Source organism: Iningainema tapete BLCC-T55, from assembly GCF_014698965.1.
Lineage (GTDB): Bacteria > Cyanobacteriota > Cyanobacteriia > Cyanobacteriales > Nostocaceae > Iningainema > Iningainema tapete.
In genome coordinates this window covers 69,612-86,170 of record NZ_JACXAE010000088.1, presented here as the reverse complement: position 1 = coordinate 86,170, position 16,559 = coordinate 69,612, and the positions used below count along the sequence as shown (strand labels likewise).

Genomic DNA, 16,559 nt, shown 5'->3' with positions numbered 1-16,559 from the left:
ACAGCAGAAGGTATTTACAAAATTAGTGACGGTGTACTAAGTATCATTGCTGATAAAAATACCGCCATTCCTGGTAGTAATTTAACTTTTTCTAGTTTTTCTGCTCCAGTAATTGAGAGTGGTAATGTAGTGTTTGGTGCTACTGGTTCCTCTAACTCGTCGGGTTCAGCCAGAGGCATTTACATCCAACGTGGAGAGACATTGTCCGTAGTGGTTGATAACAATACTCCTATTCCCGGTGGCGGTGGTAGAAATTTCTCTGATTTGCGAATATATGCTTTAGATCAAGATAAAGTGGCGTTGATAGAATCTGCTTTCAATCAAAACGGTGTTTATCTTAGTCATGATGGGACTTTGCAACTGATTGCCGATCGCAACACTCCGATTCCTGGTGGCACAAGTAACTTCTCGTCTTTTGGTGGCGTGGCACTGTCAGGGGAGCGTGTAGTTTTTTCTACAGAGGGACAAGGACAACTTGGTGTCTATCAAAGTCGTGATGGCTCATTAGAGGTAGTGGCAGACACCAATACTACTATTCTTGGTGGTGTGGGAAACTTCACGAGATTTAGCAATCCAGGAATAGACGGTAAAAAATTATCTTCTTTAACTTTAGGTCAAGATGCCCTCAATAACGCTGGTTCAGTGACTTTCACCGCAACATTTACTGATGGTTCTAGAGGTATTTACCGCGCTGATTTAATCACTGAGCGATAGTCTAACAACCAATGAGTTTTTCTCTGCTTCAAGGCAGTTCCCTTTTATTTACTGCCACATTTACCGATAGTACATAAGCTTTGCTTCGCGCTGATTTCAATAAAGACATCAACTGAATTTAATTGTACGTTGTCTGCAACGTTTGTAGAGACGTTCCATGGAACGTCTCTACTATAAATATTTCATGAATTTTAATCTGATTTTCTTGTTGATTTTGTAAAGATTGTATTTTAGCTTACAAACTTACATGTGCGGCGATCGCCAACTGAACTAGGCTGGCGATAGTAATGATCATCATTCAGGATAAATCTCATGAACACATCTACCGCCTGAACAAGATCCTGTCAAGTATGTAGGCGGAATTAAGTATAACTTTGTTGACCGTCACTAGTCATTAGTGTTGAGGGAGCAGGGATTATACGTTAGTGATGGTGGAGCGATTACAGAGATTGTCAAAAATAATCTCCTATTCACACGATTTAACGATCCATGTTCTACATATATGAGTTTTGGTTTAATAGATATTAATAGCAAAGGCACTATAGTCTTCAATACCGTTGAGGAAACCAATTTATTCCTAAATTGTAGGTGTTGAAGCTAGTGGCAGGCGATCGCACCGAAGTAAAATAGACAAGTGCATTGTGGGAGAAATTTTCTAAATTTTTCAGAAGATTATCTCCCATTGTCAAAAATATACTTGTACTAGTGAAGATATTTTTACTCAAAGACTTTTACCACCAAGAATCCTCTACAGTAATATCCTGATTCTTGATTGTATAAAATAAGTCATCAGGAATGTGATGTATCTTTTGCACATCCTTCAATGCTAGTTGATCCGCTTTGTTATCTTTACGCTTTAGTAAAGGAGAGGAGTAATTTTTAATTAATAATTCTTTACCTTTAGCAGCATTTTTTTGTTTATAGTTATTCATTCCGTACTGTACTTCTAACTCTGTGATGTCAGCAAAACTAAATAACTTCCTAATTTCAGGACAATCATCGTATGTAATCAACCACCTGTGTTCACATCTTTTTACAGTATGAGCAAATCTTTCGTGGTCAAAATTTGTATGTAAGTTTCCTTTAACTCCATATAGTTTGGATTTTGTTGCTTGGTAATAAGGTGGATCAAGAAATAGAAATACCTTATTTCCTCCTTGTATTAATAGTTCTTCATAATCACCACAACTAATATGAACATCTGATAGATACGAGGATACATTTGCCAGTTTTTCAATACATGATTCAGTAAATCTTTTTTCAAAAGCTTGCTGAGAATACCCTCCTGAATCCATGACTCCTGAAAAAGTGATGCGATTCATAATAAAAAAACGAACTGCTTTGTCAAATTCAGAACAAATATTATTTTTGTCATTTAAATACTTATATAACTCTCTACCATCTTGATGAAATTGCCTTAACTTAGTAATAGCAGTCACTAAATTATTTATCTCATCTCTTGTATATTTCCAAAATAAATATAAATCTAAATTTAGATCGTTCAGCCAATATTTACTAATTCTTTTATGAAAAATGCTTTTCACAGCTATAAAAACTGAACCACCACCTACGAAAGGTTCTCGAAATTCAGATACATCCAGTGGAACATAAGGTAATATATAATCAACAACTCTTGATTTTCCTCCAGGATATCTTAATGGACTTTTTACTGATTTAACCATTTTGAGTGATTACGATACTAAGTTTAGGGTTTTGTATTGTTTCCTGATTTAATAACTCAATCAAACGTCTTTTACTTGTACTCAAACTATTGGTTTGGCAAAATTCTGCTACCGTAGTTGTCTCATTCGGTAAATACAAAGTTCCTGTAATATTTCCTGTAATTTTTAAGCTAGTCCTAAAATCTACTTGTGTATCATTTAGAAATAAAGCTTCTAAATTACTAAAAAGAATTAACTTAAATAAACCGTCTTTAATATCCTCTTCTGATGGTAATCTCCCTTTACTTACATTTTTTGACTCTTGTATTGTATATATATTACCCTGTAAATAAACCTCATCAGCGGTTAAATAATAAATTCCTCCTAAATAATTTGATAGAGAAAATATTCCTTTATAACCATCGCTCAAATACTCTAGCCTATTTACAGTCATTGATTCTCTACGAGCAGCAGCTAATGATTTATTTAAGGTATAATCTTTAAAGTTTTGTAAATTAAAATTACCGTCTTGCCTAAAATTATCCAGCACTTCGATATGCTTTTGCCTAGAATGAAGAAATACATTTTGGCTGGTTGCAATATTTTCATAACTATTAACTGCATTTAAGTAAATAGTTTGAAAATCTCTTTCAAAATGTGTTGTATTCCAATGTAAAGCAGTTGACTGATAATGACTAATCTCTAGTATTTTTTGTTTAACATAATCGGTATTAAATTTTTGGTTAGTAATTTTATCTGTAGTATTTGCTAACCGCTCAGCAGATTCATACCAGGCAAGAATAATGTACACATTTAACAGATTCATCCAAGACAAAGTAATATAATTAATTCTATCATTATTATCCGAGCCAGCACCTTCATCTTTGATTACAGGAATTACTGTAACCTTCTTAGAATTAAGATGATAAGTGTTGTAGATTTTGGCAAAAGGATATGTTCTCGTCCTCTTTGGGGAAGTCCATTTAGAAAAGGCGATATTATTTTGTAAAGAATCTAAAGTTATGATTCCAAATGATTTAACCTGATTTATATTAAAATTACTTATGTCGTAAGTCGGAATTTTAGGTATTAGACATGGTGTATAAACAATATCTCTAATAAAACCAGTGAAACTGAGTAAACTCATATTCGTCATAATCCAAAATAGAGAAACTGAAAACAACAGTAAAAATACCTAAAAAGAGTGTATGGATGTAAAGCCAGCAGGGTCAGACTAGAATATGCCACAATAGCACAGAAAGAAGCAATTGACAGGTAGATTAGGAGTTTTGATAGTGGAGTCTCGATACAACCCAGCAGAAATTGAGGAAAAATGGCAAAAAACGTGGACTGAACAAGGCTTGGATAAAACAGGCGAAACTACTAACAAGCCAAAATTCTATGCCTTGTCCATGTTCCCCTATCCATCTGGTAGCCTACATATGGGACACGTCCGTAATTATACGATTACGGATGTGATTGCTCGCCTCAAGCGGATGCAGGGATATCGGGTACTGCACCCAATGGGTTGGGATGGCTTTGGATTGCCAGCAGAGAATGCTGCCATTGATCGAGGCGTACCACCAGCAAAGTGGACTTACGAAAATATTGCCCACATGCGGCAGCAATTAAAGCGTCTCGGTTTATACATTGATTGGGAGCGCGAGGTTGCCACTTGTTCACCAGACTACTACAAATGGACGCAATGGATTTTCTTGCAATTTTTCCATGCAGGATTAGCATACCAAAAAGAAGCAGCAGTTAACTGGGACCCAGTCGATCAAACTGTAGTCGCTAACGAGCAAGTTGATAGCGAAGGATTTTCTTGGCGCAGTGGTGCTAAAGTTGAGCGCAAACTCTTGCGGCAATGGTTCTTAAAGATTACCGATTATGCTGAAGAATTGTTAAATGACCTTGACAAGTTACCAGGTTGGCCTGAAAGAGTTAAGTTAATGCAGGCAAACTGGATTGGTAAATCCAGCGGAGCTTATTTAGAATTCCCCATTGTGGGGATGGAGGAAAAAATTGGCGTGTACACCACTCGCCCAGATACTGTTTATGGTGTAAGCTATGTGGTGTTAGCACCAGAACATCCTTTAACTAAGCGCGTTACTACACAAGATAAACTTGCAGCAGTGGAAGCGTTTATTCAAGAAGTTTCCAGTCAAAGTGAGTTGGAGCGTACTGCTGAAGATAAACCAAAGCGTGGTATCCCTACTGGTGGTAAGGCAATTAACCCGTTTACAGGAGAAGAAATTCCCATCTGGATTGCTGACTATGTACTGTATGAATACGGTACTGGTGCAGTGATGGGTGTACCAGCACACGATGCACGGGATTTTAAGTTTGCTAAAGAACAGAATTTGCCCATCAAAGTGGTGATTGTGCCACCCAATAATGTAGAGAGGTTGCCTGCAACGTCTCTACAACAGGCATATACAGAACCGGGAATGATTGTGAATTCCGGAACATTTGATGGTATGGTTTCGACAGAGGCAAAAAGTGCGATCGTTGAATATGCCCAAGAAAAAGGTTTTGGTAAAGCGCGGGTGCAGTATCGCTTGCGGGATTGGTTAATTTCTCGGCAAAGATATTGGGGCGCACCGATACCAATAATTTACTGTCCTAACTGTGGTGCAGTACCAGTACCAGAGGAAGATTTACCAGTTGTCTTGCCCGAAGATGTAGAATTTACAGGGCGTGGTGGTTCTCCCTTGGCTAAATTAGACTGGGTAAACGTACCTTGCCCAAGTTGTGGTACTCCGGCGAAGCGAGAAACTGATACAATGGACACATTTATTGATTCATCGTGGTATTTCTTGCGATTTACGGATGCTAAGAACGAAAACCAAGTGTTCGATCGCACGAAAACAAACGACTGGATGCCAGTGGATCAATACGTTGGTGGAATTGAACATGCGATTTTACACTTATTGTATTCGCGATTCTTTACCAAAGTACTGCGCGACCGAGGCTTGTTAAACTTTGACGAACCCTTCCAACGCTTATTAACTCAAGGTATGGTACAGGGTTTAACTTACATGAATCCCAACAAGTCTGGTAAAGACAAATGGATTCCCTCTCATCTAGTTAACCCAGACGATCCACGCGATCCGCAAACAGGGGAACCGTTGCAGCGTCTTTATGCTACCATGTCCAAGTCGAAAGGTAATGGTGTTGCACCTGAAGATGTAATTAAGAAATATGGTGTAGACACAGCGCGGATGTTTATCTTATTTAAAGCACCACCAGAAAAAGATTTGGAATGGGATGAAGCTGATGTTGAAGGGCAATTCCGTTTCTTAAACAGAGTTTGGCGATTGGTAAGTGATTTTACCAGACATCCCACTGTAGAGACGTTACATGTAACGTCTCTACAGAAACCAGAAAAAGATTTGCGACGGGCAATTCACACCGCCATCAAAGAAGCCACAGAAGATGTGGAAGATGAATATCAATTCAACACAGCAGTGTCAGAATTGATGAAATTGAGTAACGCTCTTACTGATGCAAGCTGCAAAGAATCACCAGTTTATGCTGAAGGTATTCAAACTTTAGTATTGTTACTAGCACCCTTCGCACCTCACATCGCTGAAGAATTGTGGCATCAATTAGGTAACACAGAATCGGTTCACATTCAAACTTGGCAAAAGTATGATGCATCGGCGCTGGTAGCTGATGAAATTACCTTGGTGATTCAAGTTAATGGTAAAAAACGCGGCGATCTTCAAGTACCCGCTCAAGCTGATAAGGTGGAATTGGAGAAATATGCCCGTGAGTCAGAAGCTGTGCAGCGTTACATTGAAGGCAAGGAAATTAAGAAGGTGATTGTTGTGCCGGGGAAGTTGGTGAATTTTGTCGTTGGTTAGGGCTTCTTTGATAACGCGCTTATAAGAACCACAGATGTAGAGACGTTCCATGGAACGTCTCTACATTATTATCTGTGTTTATCTGTGTGTATCTGTGGTTTCCATCTTTCTTTGTTCTTTTTTACCAGATGCGCACCCATTGTAGAGACGCGCCATGGCGCGTCTCTACATCCCAACGCCAGTGTTTCAATTAGTTTGTGCTTAAAGATCTAACTAGTGGTATTTTTACACGAAAAAGCACTTGAGAGTTTTGCTCACCCAAGCGCTTCCCCGTATAACTTTATACCAATTCACTTGCTTGATGCAACAGTTGAAATCCGCAGTTGCCTGTAAATTACAGGTTTTACGAAAATGTTTGTGGCAAACATGTGGTGAACAGGTATCACTCCTTGCACTTATTAAGATATCGCTTCTGCAATTAAACGGTACACTTGGTAAGTGACAGTTTGTTAACTGACCCTAGTGGATTACAGCAGTTATCTGTTAATAGTTTAGCAAAGCATGGTAATTTAACCCTTCTGTCTGTAACGTCAAAAGAGTATCAGACACTTCCATAGTGCATATTAATTTATAACTAAAGGGCGGTTAGATATCCGGATGAAATAGATGCAAATTTTTGTTCCTGGGCGGTTGTGTTTTTTTGGTGAACATAGTGATTGGGCGGGAGGTTATCGCCGCCTCAATCCTCAATTAGAGGTGGGCTACACATTGCTAAGTGGCATTAATCAGGGACTTTATGCCCGTGTATTGCCCCATCCCACCCACCTAATTATTCACACTTCACAAGGTGACGAAACTCATAAAACCTCCATACCAATGAACAAGGAGACTTTACTAGCAATAGCCCAGAGTGGTAATTTTTTTAGTTATGCTGCAGGTGTTGCATATCAATGTCTTTCTCACTTCGACATAGGTGGGTTGGAAATTGACAATTACTTGACAGATTTACCGATTAAAAAAGGGTTGGCATCAAGTGCAGCAATTTGTGTGCTGGTAGCAAGAGCATTTAATCAGGTGTATGACTTAAAAATGACAATCCACCAAGAGATGGAATTTGCCTATTTAGGTGAAATTACCACGCCTTCGCGATGTGGGCGGATGGATCAGGCTTGCGCTTACGGTAATCGCCCAGTTGCTATAATATTTGATGGCAATGACACTGATGTAATAGAGTTAGAAGTACCACAAAATCTATTTTTTGTGATTGTAGATCTTGGTGCTGATAAAAATACCCAAGAAATTCTCAGTAAACTTAATAAGTGTTATCCCTTCGCCACAAACGAAGTACAAGCGAATGTGCAAAAATATCTTGGTTCCATCAGCTATCAAATTACCCAAGCAGCAGTGGAGGCGCTGCAAAAAGGTGATGCAGAAAAACTTGGTATTCTGATGCGACAAGCACAGGCAGAATTCGATAAGCATCTTATACCTGCTTGTCCAGAACAGTTAACTGCTCCCGTTTTACACCAATTTCTTCAGTATAAACCAATTCAACCTTATATTCTCGGTGGTAAAGGTGTAGGTTCACAAGGTGATGGCACAGCACAATTTATAGTAAAAGACGAAGAAAAGCAACAAAAAGTTATCGAAATCATTGAGCGTGATTTTCCGCAAATGGAATGTTTAAAACTGACAATTTATGCAAAAAAATAAAGTAAGAAAAGCTGTAATCCCAGCGGCAGGTTTTGGCACTCGTTTATTTCCAGCTACCAAAGTTGTTAAAAAAGAACTTTTCCCCATTATAGATCGCGACGGTAGGGCAAAACCTGTAATTTTGGCAATTGTGGAAGAGGCAATCAGTGCCGGAATCGAAGAAGTTGGCATTGTGGTACAACCTGAAGACAAAGAAATTTTTACAGATTTATTTAAAAATCCGCCGAAAAAAGAACTTTTCCAAAAACTTTCCCCCCAAAATCAGGAATACAGCAAATATCTCCAAGATTTAGGCAACAGGATAACAATTTTAACCCAAGAAGAGCAAGAAGGTTACGGTCATGCAGTATACTGTGCTCAAGATTGGGTGAAAGATGAGACATTTTTGCTGATGCTAGGCGATCATGTTTACACATCTGATATAGAAAAATCTTGCTCTCGTCAAATTTTAGATATATACGCACAAGTAAACCATAGTGCGATCGCCTTAACCACAATGCCAGCAGAAATCATTCATAAAGCTGGCTGTGTCACCGGAGTTTGGCAAGACAATTCTATTCTTTCCCTCACACAAATTTACGAAAAACCCACCATTGAATACGCTCGTCAGAATTTACGTGTAGAAGGAATGGCAGAGGATGAATTCTTATGTATATTCGGCTTATATGTACTCACACCAAAAATCTTCGACTTGCTCGCAGAAAACATTCAGAAAAACTTGCGCGAGCGGAATGAATTTCAATTAACAACTTGCCTAGATAGATTACGCCAAGAAGAAGGCATGACAGGATATATGGTGCGCGGCAAATGCTTCGACACAGGAATGCCAGACGCCTATCGGCAAACAATAATTGACTTTAGGATCTAATTATCATTATCTTCATCAAATTGTCCTGGCAAATCCAAAGTAATCAGCAACGCCTTATCTAACTGTGCCATTACCGCATCAGAGAGTATTCCGCGCCAGCGCAAAAGTCGAGATTTAGAAATTGCCCGTACTTGCTCCCCCAGTGCAATTGTATCTCGATCTAGTCCCCCATCTGGTGCTGGAATCAAGATTTGACTGGGATAAATTCGTCTTTCCGGGCGATATGTCGTACAAGGAACTGCTACTACCAAGTTACTATTGGCATTAATACCATCACGACTAACAATAATTACAGGACGATTCCCCCCTTGCTCGGAACCTTCTATCGGCTCAAGTCGAGCATCGTAAACTTGCCCACGTCTCATAACTGAGCTTCCGCTAGTTGCCACGCTTCCCAGTCTGATGAAGCAAACTCTTCGGCAATCATTTTTGCTTCAGCATGATACTCAGCATCATTAGCCATTTGTGCAAAAGCCGCATCAATTTCTGCCCGTTTTAGTGCGGCTAATTCTCGCCGCAATGCCCTTGCTACAAAATCATTACGACTTTTAGCTTTTCCCGACTGTACCGCCTTATCGGTGGCTTCTAGTAATTCTGCGGGTAGTGTCAAGGTTGTACGGATAGTGCGTTCCATAACCTCACCAAGTTGATGTTTATTTTGATGTCTATAATAACATCAATTTAGTCATGGCTACTTCAACCGTTTGTAGCAGAAGTTCAGCAACGTGTTGAACGTGGTAGCATGAACTTCTGCCCAAATGGGACAAATTCACCCCTTACCATCAGCAAGGAATCACCATCGAGTATATGCGGTAATGCTTGGGCATCAACATCCAAGCGATCGCCACAAAAATAAATCTCCACCTCTATAATCGGCTGGGGTATCCTCGCCAAAATATCTTTGAGCGTACAAATCTTCGTCCCCACCAAATCAAAAAGCTTAAGTTTACTATCTTCAACCTCCATCACCACCATCACATCTAAATCAGGGGCATAGTATAGAGGATTCCTTCCCTCGTTGACACAAAATACAGCCTTCTCATTGAGTACCCCAAGAATATCAGAAACAGATTCCCGTGTTTCCAAAAGTCGGTGCAGCTTCCTTACATCAAGAGCATCTGTAAAATCAAGTAACCTAAAACCATTGCCACCACCCTTGGAATCGCAACTTGTAGTAAAAATATGTTCCTTCACAACCCGAAAACCAAAAGGTTCATACAACTCAGGTTGTGATGTAGTCAAAAGCTGTGCCTTATAGCGCTCATCACAATAGTCTAGCACCTGCGTCATCACCTCCCGGTAGTAGCCACGCCGACGAAAATCAGGATGAGTACACACAGCATGAACTCCTGCTACTGTAACCCTTTCTCCCATCAGTTGCAGCGGAATTTCCACAACTCCCACATGACTAACCAGCATCCCATCTTGGAAACGCATAAAAGGAGTCGAAGCCTCTTCCCAAGCAGCACCCAATCTTCTCGCACATTCCGCAGCACCAGTAATACCAATTTCCGCAAAAACAATCTCCAAAAGATTAAATAGGCGCGAGCTTAAACCTGGTTCCGAAAACGACCGCATCAAACTATACTGTTTCATAATCATCACAACTTGACTATTTATAGACTACACATACTACATACAAATTTTCGGAAAATATGGCTCACAAACGCTTTATAATCGAAATGGGCATGGGTATAGATCAACATGGGCAAGAGCCGACAGTAGCAGCAGCAAGGGCAGTAAGAAATGCGATCGCTCACAACGCTTTACCTGGAATCACAGAAATAGCAGGATTAAGCGATCCCAATGAAATGATAGTAGAAGTCAAAGTAGCAGTACCATACCCAGAGCAAGTAAGGGAAGACGAAGTACTAGCTGTGCTACCATTTGGGCGAAAAACCCTCACCGTAGAAACTGGAGGAATGATAGTTCAAGGTAAAGCAATTCCTTCACTCAACGATAAAAATGACGAAATGTTAATAGCTGTAGCTGCTGTAACCGTGCTGATAGAGTCTGATTAGAAGCGATGCGCTAAACTAGAGACATTGGGGTGGAAATCTCGCTGCTGTACGTCCAACGCACTACTAAAAATCATCACCATTCCAAAAACAATGTCTCAAGAAAACGAAAAATCGCTCCCAATTGAGAAACTCAACAAACTCAAGGCTGTACACTTTGCCGACTTAGTTAGAGCTGCACAATTAATTTACGATCCTGCCAAAGGAGTATCTGGAGTACACAGAGAAGTAGACTGGCAAGACGAGTTTGGCATTCCTAATGATGTAGCCCAAAACTTAAAAGCACTGGGGCAAGAGTATCAGTATGCATCTCCTCACGTACCAATTGAGGATGTCTGGAGTAAATTGACTCCCCAAACCCGTATTTGGTTCTTTGAAAATAAAGATGAGTTATGGAAAATCGAGGAAGCTTTTCCTGCTCTGGATGAAGACTAAGCTATCATTATTATACATAGTACCCCGACTAATATCGTATGTCAACCAAACAGCCTGAACTGGAAATAAAAGTTACAGGAGAATTGCCTGAACTTGCGGGAGTTCATCACCAAGAAGCAGAACATCTAGCACGAGAAGCTTATGTAATGATACTCTTGAAACACGGTATCATCAGTAGTGGAAAAGCAGGTGAACTGCTAGGAATGCATCGACTTGATGTAATTGAACTGATGGAAAAGTATGATATCTCTGTATTTCCAAACCAAACTAGGGAAGAATTAGAGCAAGAAGTTGCTCAAACCTTAGCTTTGTTGAAGCAACATCGTCCATGATTATTGTTTCCAACACTACTCCTTTGAGCGAACTTGCCAAAGTCGGACAAATGGACTTGCTCCGAGATATTTTTGGACAAATCATTATTCCTCAACAGGTGTACGATGAAGTGACGACAGGTACACACCCAGCGGCAATTTTAGTTAGATTAGCAACTTGGATTCAAGTGCGCTCAATTGCAAATCAGGCACAATTGTCAATTTTACAAAATGAAACTGGGTTAGATTTAGGTGAGGGAGCAGCTATTATTCTTGCTGAGCAATTAAAAGCAGATCGGGTTCTCATTGATGAGTTGGCGGGAAGAAAAGTTGCTCAGTCGCGAAAATTGCCTGTTACTGGTACAGTTGGCATACTATTAGTCGCCAAAAGCAAAGGATTAATTTCTCAAATTAAGCCTATTCTTGATGCTTTGATTGTTAAAGGTGCGCGAATCAGTCAACCACTATACGAAGAAGTTTTGGCGATCGCTCAAGAATCGTGAAAACAACCAAAAAGCGCTAGGGAGTGTTGCCGTGTTTCCACCCCTAGCGCTTTCTGCTTTACATTGACTCCTCACACACAATTAGAGAATAACACTGGTTGAATTAAAAAACAAGTATTTTAGGTGACAGTTTCAAAACTGTACTGCACTCACTACTTTTAAACGCCAAAAAGCGCCAGGGAGTGTTGCCGTGTTTCCACCCCTAGCGCTTTCTGTTTCTCAACTTACTCCTCACACACAACTAAAAGATATCACGAGTTTCATAGAAAGGCAAATAATTTTAGTGCCACTTTGCCAAGTGTCCTAAATAACTTAGTGTAAAAAGTGACGTACACCCGTGAACACCATCACTAAACCCAGTTCATTGGCAGCTTTGATCGAGTCCGCATCGCGCAAACTTCCCCCTGGTTGTACAATAGCCTTAATTCCTGCATCTGCTGCTGTTTTCACAGAATCATCGAAGGGGAAAAATCCATCACTGGCAAGAAACGCACCTTGAGCTTTTTCTCCAGCTTGTTCTAGAGCGATTTTAACAGAGCCGACTCGGTTCATTTGACCTGCGCCCACACCCAAGGTTGTACGATCGCAACTGACAACAATTGCATTTGATTTAACGTGCTTGCAAACTTTCCAAGCAAACAGCAATTCTTCTAACTCTTTATCAGTCGGTTTCCTATCGGTAACAACTTGCCATTTACTAGTGTCAGCTACCTCGTCATCTGCAGTTTGCACCAGGAAACCTCCGGCCATCGCTTTTACTGTTTCCTTTACTCCACTGTTATCTGGTAAAATTAACACACGCACTTTTGACTTAGCTGCTAATATTTCCTTTGCTTCCGTCTCGCATCCTGGTGCAAACACGCATTCTATAAACGTCTTTGTTAACTCAGTAGCCGTAACAGCATCAATAGGACGATTGAGTGCGACAATTCCACCAAAGGCAGAAACAGAGTCAGCGTGAAAAGCCTTTTCATAAGCTTGTTGCAGACTACTTCCACAAGCAACACCGCAGGGATTAGTATGTTTAATAATCGCTGCTGCTGGTGTATCGGTGAATTCAGCAATTAAACTTCGTGCTGCTTCTAAATCAACTAAATTATTGTAACTGAGTTCTTTGCCTTGAAGTTTGGTAGCAGCAGCCCATCCAGTTGAGGTAGTAGTTTGATACCAAGCGGCACTTTGATGGGGATTTTCTCCGTAGCGTAGAGATTGTACTTGTGTGCCAGAAAGGGTATATTGTTGAGGTAGACCACCAGCGAGGTAAGTGGCGATCGCTTCGTCATAGCTAGAAGTGTGCCTAAAACCTTTGAGAGCGCATTGTTGGCGAAACTCTAATGAAGCCTCTCCATGTTGACGCAATTGTTGTAAGTATTCCTCATATTGACTAGGGTCGCACAAAACCGTGAGATGAGCAAAGTTTTTTGCTGCTGCTCTGAGTAAAGTAGGACCACCAATGTCAATTTGTTCAATTGCTTCTGTAATAGTAACATCTGGGTTGGCGATCGTTTGCGCAAAAGGGTAGAGATTGACTACTACTAAATCTATGGGGCGAATTTGGTTGTTTTCTAAATCTGTCAAGTCTTGGGGAATATCCCGTCGCGCTAAGATGCCGCCATGAATGCGTGGGTGCAGTGTTTTGACTCTACCACCTAAGATTTCTGGTGATCCTGTGTAATCGGCTACTTTTGTTACTGGTAGTCCGGTGTTAAGCAGGGTTTGGGCTGTTCCTCCACTGCTGATTATTTCAAAGTTAAATTCTTGTATTAGGCTCTGGGCGAGGTAGATTAAGTTTGTTTTATCTGATACACTCAGCAGTGCGAGACGCGCCATGATTTTTGTTGGTAAAAGGATAGATGTTTATTTTATAAACCGCGAAGGCGCGAAGAGCGCGAAGAAGAGAATAAGTTAAAGATTAATTGGTGGGGTTAAATGTTTGGTGAAGCGTTTGTAGGGGAGAACAACTGTTCGCCCCTACTGGAATTACTTACATCCTAAAGATTCACGAGTGGAGACGCCTGTGTGAGAGTTAATGCCACTTGCTTTTGCACACAGTTTTTTTAGTTGAATATTGTCTAAGACTGCATCTGTGAAATCAGCACCTGTGACATCAACGTTGTCAAAAGTGGAACGCAACAGCATTGCTTCTGTTAAAATTGCATCACTTAAATCGGCTCCTTTAAAATCTACTAAATAGGCGATGCCGTTAGAAAAATCTGCTCCATGAAAATTTGCTCCCTGTAAGACTGTACCGTTAAAAACTCCACCCCGTAAATCAGCATTGCTAAAGTTAGCATTTTCTAGATTAACACTGGTATACTCAGCCCCAACTAAACTTTGACCTGAGAAATCTTTTTTGCTCAGTTCTTCTTTACCTGCGGAACGGGATATGCTAGAGGAACTGGCTGCATATGCTGATAGCGGAATTAAAAGCATAGCGATCGCCAAAACAAAGCCAACTAATGCTTGCCAATATCTCATAAACTTAACTTAATAAAACTCAACACTTACACAATTAACCATTAAACCTTACAAAAGACTCCTCAGATCCCCGACTTCGTAAGAGTTGTTGGGGATCTTGGTCGTAGGATATAAAGATGACCTACAACAGCAATACCAGTGGCTACACCAGAAGAAATTGCATCCCTAGCAAGAACACCCTTGTACTCCCTCGCACAAGAACTAAAAGCAAGACTAACCAGCTTTGGCGGGTGGGAAATGCCAGTACAATTTGTGGGCATTAGCAAAGAACACGAAGCTGTCAGAAATGCTGCCGGCATGTTCGATATTTCCCACATGGGTAAATTTACCTTGCAAGGAAAAAACCTGATCTCTCAACTACAAACCTTAGTACCATCAGATTTAAATCGCTTACAACCAGGTCAAGCACAATACACAGTACTACTCAATCCTCAAGGTGGTATTATAGATGACATCATTTTCTACTACCAAGGAGAAGACACCAGTGGAGAACAAAGGGGAGTGGCGATCGTCAATGCTGCCACAACTAATAAAGATAAAACATGGCTGTTGCAAAACCTAAGCACAAATGAAGTAAAATTTCAAGACCTTTCACCAGAAAAAGTATTAATTGCCGTACAAGGACCAAAAGCTACTAGCATCCTCCAATCCTTTGTTGCAGAAGACTTAACCCCAATCAAAGCATTTGGTTTCCTAGAAGGAACGGTACTAGGTAAACCAGCCTTCCTTGCCCGCACAGGTTACACAGGGGAAGATGGATTTGAGGTGATGGTAGACCTAGAAGTAGGGTTACAATTGTGGCAGAGTCTTTACAATGCTGGTGTTGTGCCTTGCGGATTGGGTGCAAGAGACACTCTGAGACTAGAAGCGGCAATGGCACTCTACAGTCAAGATATCGATGACACTACCACTCCATTAGAAGCTGGTTTGGGTTGGCTAGTCCACTTGGATACCAAAGGTGATTTTATTGGACGTTCAGTATTAGAACAACAAAAATCTGTAGGAGTTTCGCGCCGATTAGTAGGTTTGCAAATGCTTGGGCGCAATATTGCCCGTCATGGCTACCAAGTGCTATCAACTGGTAAAGTAGTGGGAGAGGTAACAAGTGGTACACTATCTCCTACGCTTGGTTATCCGATCGCCTTAGCTTATGTTCCCACACAACTTGCAACTGTTGGGCAGCAGCTATTCGTAGACATTCGCGGCAAAGCTTACCCAGCGGTTGTAGTTAAACGTCCGTTTTATCGTGCAAAAAATCGTGTTGCAAATTAGCTAATTGCTAACTGCTAACTGCTAACTGCTAATGGTTAGTTGTGTATTTACCATTAGCCATTAACTATTAGCTATTAACCATGTTATTTTTTTGATGTGGAAGAGGAAGTTATATTTATGTTTGAATATCCTGAAGATTTGCGGTATCTGGATAGTCACGAATATGTACGGCTAGAGGGTGAAATTGCTACTATTGGCATTACAGCCTTTGCCGTAGATCAGTTAGGTGATGTTGTATTTTTGGAATTACCAGAAATTGGCGATGCTTTAACCAAAGGAGAAAGGTTCGGCTCCATTGAATCTGTCAAAGCTGTTGAAGACCTAAATTCTCCCGTAACTGGTACAGTCATAGAACGTAATGATACCATGATTGACTCTCCCGAAGAGGTGGCAGAAGATCCCTACGGAGAAGGATGGTTGCTAAAAGTGCGTGTTAACGATCCCAGTGAAATTGAAGATGCTCTAACGGCAAATGAATATAGTGCGCAAGTAGAAGGGGTGTAGAAGAGCAGGGGAGCAGGGGAGCAGGGGAGCAGGGGAGCAGGGGAGCAGGGGAGCAGGGGAGCAGGGGAGTCCCTCGTTACCATGCTCTGCATGGTAATGCATTCTGTGAGGCTCTGCCTCAGCAGTGCAATGCCACAAGAGACAGACACCTCGCCATAGTGCATTCTAATCAGAGACTTGGAACGAGATCTGGCAAGGGTTTTGGCTAAAGTTGACACTAATGGTGGAAGGTTTTCCCCTGCTTTCCATCTTTCCGGAAAAACTTCATGAAAT

The 16,559-nt window shown here is 40.7% G+C and carries 18 protein-coding genes; 10 read left to right on the top strand and 8 right to left on the bottom strand.

What is annotated here, in order from left to right; genetic code table 11:
• Positions 1–714: DUF7453 family protein (locus ICL16_RS30195; RefSeq protein WP_337907153.1), on the top strand; the 714-nt coding region annotated here is incomplete at its 5' end.
• Between the two features lie 548 nt (positions 715–1,262).
• Here the strand turns inward: ICL16_RS30195 and ICL16_RS30190 are convergent.
• Genes ICL16_RS30190 through ICL16_RS30180 form a run of 3 tightly spaced genes read right to left on the bottom strand, consistent with a single transcriptional unit; the run spans position 1,263 to position 3,522 of the window.
• On the bottom strand, positions 1,263–1,439 hold the full coding sequence (locus tag ICL16_RS30190; RefSeq protein ID WP_190835284.1) for a hypothetical protein: 177 nt from the start codon (positions 1,437–1,439) through the stop codon (positions 1,263–1,265).
• A 6-nt stretch (positions 1,440–1,445) separates the two neighbouring features.
• Entirely contained in the window at positions 1,446–2,396 is a 951-nt protein-coding gene (locus tag ICL16_RS30185; protein WP_190835283.1) for a DNA adenine methylase, read from the bottom strand.
• The gene (locus tag ICL16_RS30180; RefSeq protein ID WP_190835282.1) at positions 2,389–3,522 is read right to left on the bottom strand and encodes a hypothetical protein; all 1,134 of its coding nucleotides are present in this window, start codon (positions 3,520–3,522) and stop codon (positions 2,389–2,391) included. Before ICL16_RS30180 ends, ICL16_RS30185 begins: the two co-directional genes overlap by 8 nt.
• 148 nt (positions 3,523–3,670) lie before the next feature.
• On the opposite strand from ICL16_RS30180, the gene leuS reads away from it, so the two are divergent.
• From leuS to ICL16_RS30165, 3 genes are all read left to right on the top strand, one after another.
• Positions 3,671–6,244, top strand: a complete 2,574-nt coding sequence (gene leuS, locus ICL16_RS30175; RefSeq protein ID WP_190835281.1) for a leucine--tRNA ligase — start codon at positions 3,671–3,673, stop codon at positions 6,242–6,244.
• A 606-nt stretch (positions 6,245–6,850) separates the two neighbouring features.
• Positions 6,851–7,897: a GHMP family kinase ATP-binding protein gene (locus ICL16_RS30170; RefSeq protein WP_190835280.1), complete on the top strand. Its 1,047-nt coding sequence runs from the start codon at positions 6,851–6,853 to the stop codon at positions 7,895–7,897.
• Positions 7,884–8,765 carry a UTP--glucose-1-phosphate uridylyltransferase gene (locus ICL16_RS30165; RefSeq protein WP_190835279.1) on the top strand — a complete coding sequence of 294 codons (882 nt, stop codon included), beginning with the start codon at positions 7,884–7,886 and terminating at the stop codon, positions 8,763–8,765. Before ICL16_RS30170 ends, ICL16_RS30165 begins: the two co-directional genes overlap by 14 nt.
• Here the strand turns inward: ICL16_RS30165 and ICL16_RS30160 are convergent.
• The 3 genes from ICL16_RS30160 to ICL16_RS30150 form a co-directional block, all read right to left on the bottom strand.
• Positions 8,762–9,130: a type II toxin-antitoxin system PemK/MazF family toxin gene (locus ICL16_RS30160; protein ID WP_190835278.1), complete on the bottom strand. Its 369-nt coding sequence runs from the start codon at positions 9,128–9,130 to the stop codon at positions 8,762–8,764. The two genes, ICL16_RS30165 and ICL16_RS30160, sit on opposite strands and share 4 nt — an antisense overlap.
• The gene (locus ICL16_RS30155) at positions 9,127–9,399 is read right to left on the bottom strand and encodes a ribbon-helix-helix domain-containing protein (RefSeq protein WP_190835277.1); all 273 of its coding nucleotides are present in this window, start codon (positions 9,397–9,399) and stop codon (positions 9,127–9,129) included. The genes ICL16_RS30160 and ICL16_RS30155 overlap by 4 nt, the downstream gene beginning before the upstream one ends.
• A gap of 83 nt (positions 9,400–9,482) precedes the next feature.
• Positions 9,483–10,361: a GNAT family N-acetyltransferase gene (locus tag ICL16_RS30150; protein WP_190835276.1), complete on the bottom strand. Its 879-nt coding sequence runs from the start codon at positions 10,359–10,361 to the stop codon at positions 9,483–9,485.
• Between the two features lie 59 nt (positions 10,362–10,420).
• Here ICL16_RS30150 and ICL16_RS30145 point away from each other — a divergent pair, with 59 nt between their 5' ends.
• The 4 genes from ICL16_RS30145 to ICL16_RS30130 all read left to right on the top strand — a co-directional run bounded on the left by ICL16_RS30145 (position 10,421) and on the right by ICL16_RS30130 (position 12,032).
• Positions 10,421–10,786, top strand: coding sequence for a Lin0512 family protein (locus ICL16_RS30145; protein WP_190835275.1), 366 nt, complete (start codon positions 10,421–10,423; stop codon positions 10,784–10,786).
• A 90-nt stretch (positions 10,787–10,876) separates the two neighbouring features.
• Positions 10,877–11,218 carry a hypothetical protein gene (locus tag ICL16_RS30140; RefSeq protein WP_190835274.1) on the top strand — a complete coding sequence of 114 codons (342 nt, stop codon included), beginning with the start codon at positions 10,877–10,879 and terminating at the stop codon, positions 11,216–11,218.
• 38 nt (positions 11,219–11,256) lie between these two features.
• Complete coding sequence (locus ICL16_RS30135; RefSeq protein WP_190835273.1) at positions 11,257–11,550, top strand: UPF0175 family protein; 294 nt, start codon at positions 11,257–11,259, stop codon at positions 11,548–11,550.
• Entirely contained in the window at positions 11,547–12,032 is a 486-nt protein-coding gene (locus ICL16_RS30130) for a PIN domain-containing protein (protein ID WP_190835272.1), read from the top strand. Before ICL16_RS30135 ends, ICL16_RS30130 begins: the two co-directional genes overlap by 4 nt.
• A 312-nt stretch (positions 12,033–12,344) precedes the next feature.
• Here ICL16_RS30130 and purH read toward each other — a convergent pair whose 3' ends face one another.
• Together purH and ICL16_RS30120 are read right to left on the bottom strand one after the other, a co-directional pair.
• Positions 12,345–13,862, bottom strand: coding sequence for a bifunctional phosphoribosylaminoimidazolecarboxamide formyltransferase/IMP cyclohydrolase (purH, locus tag ICL16_RS30125; protein ID WP_190835271.1), 1,518 nt, complete (start codon positions 13,860–13,862; stop codon positions 12,345–12,347).
• A gap of 150 nt (positions 13,863–14,012) precedes the next feature.
• Positions 14,013–14,510: a pentapeptide repeat-containing protein gene (locus ICL16_RS30120; RefSeq protein ID WP_190835270.1), complete on the bottom strand. Its 498-nt coding sequence runs from the start codon at positions 14,508–14,510 to the stop codon at positions 14,013–14,015.
• A gap of 138 nt (positions 14,511–14,648) precedes the next feature.
• Between ICL16_RS30120 and gcvT the strand changes: the two genes are divergently transcribed.
• Positions 14,649–15,782 carry a glycine cleavage system aminomethyltransferase GcvT gene (gcvT, locus tag ICL16_RS30115; protein WP_190835269.1) on the top strand — a complete coding sequence of 378 codons (1,134 nt, stop codon included), beginning with the start codon at positions 14,649–14,651 and terminating at the stop codon, positions 15,780–15,782.
• 117 nt (positions 15,783–15,899) lie between these two features.
• Positions 15,900–16,286 carry a glycine cleavage system protein GcvH gene (gene gcvH / locus ICL16_RS30110; protein WP_202895784.1) on the top strand — a complete coding sequence of 129 codons (387 nt, stop codon included), beginning with the start codon at positions 15,900–15,902 and terminating at the stop codon, positions 16,284–16,286.
• The last annotated feature ends 273 nt before the right edge of the window (positions 16,287–16,559 follow it).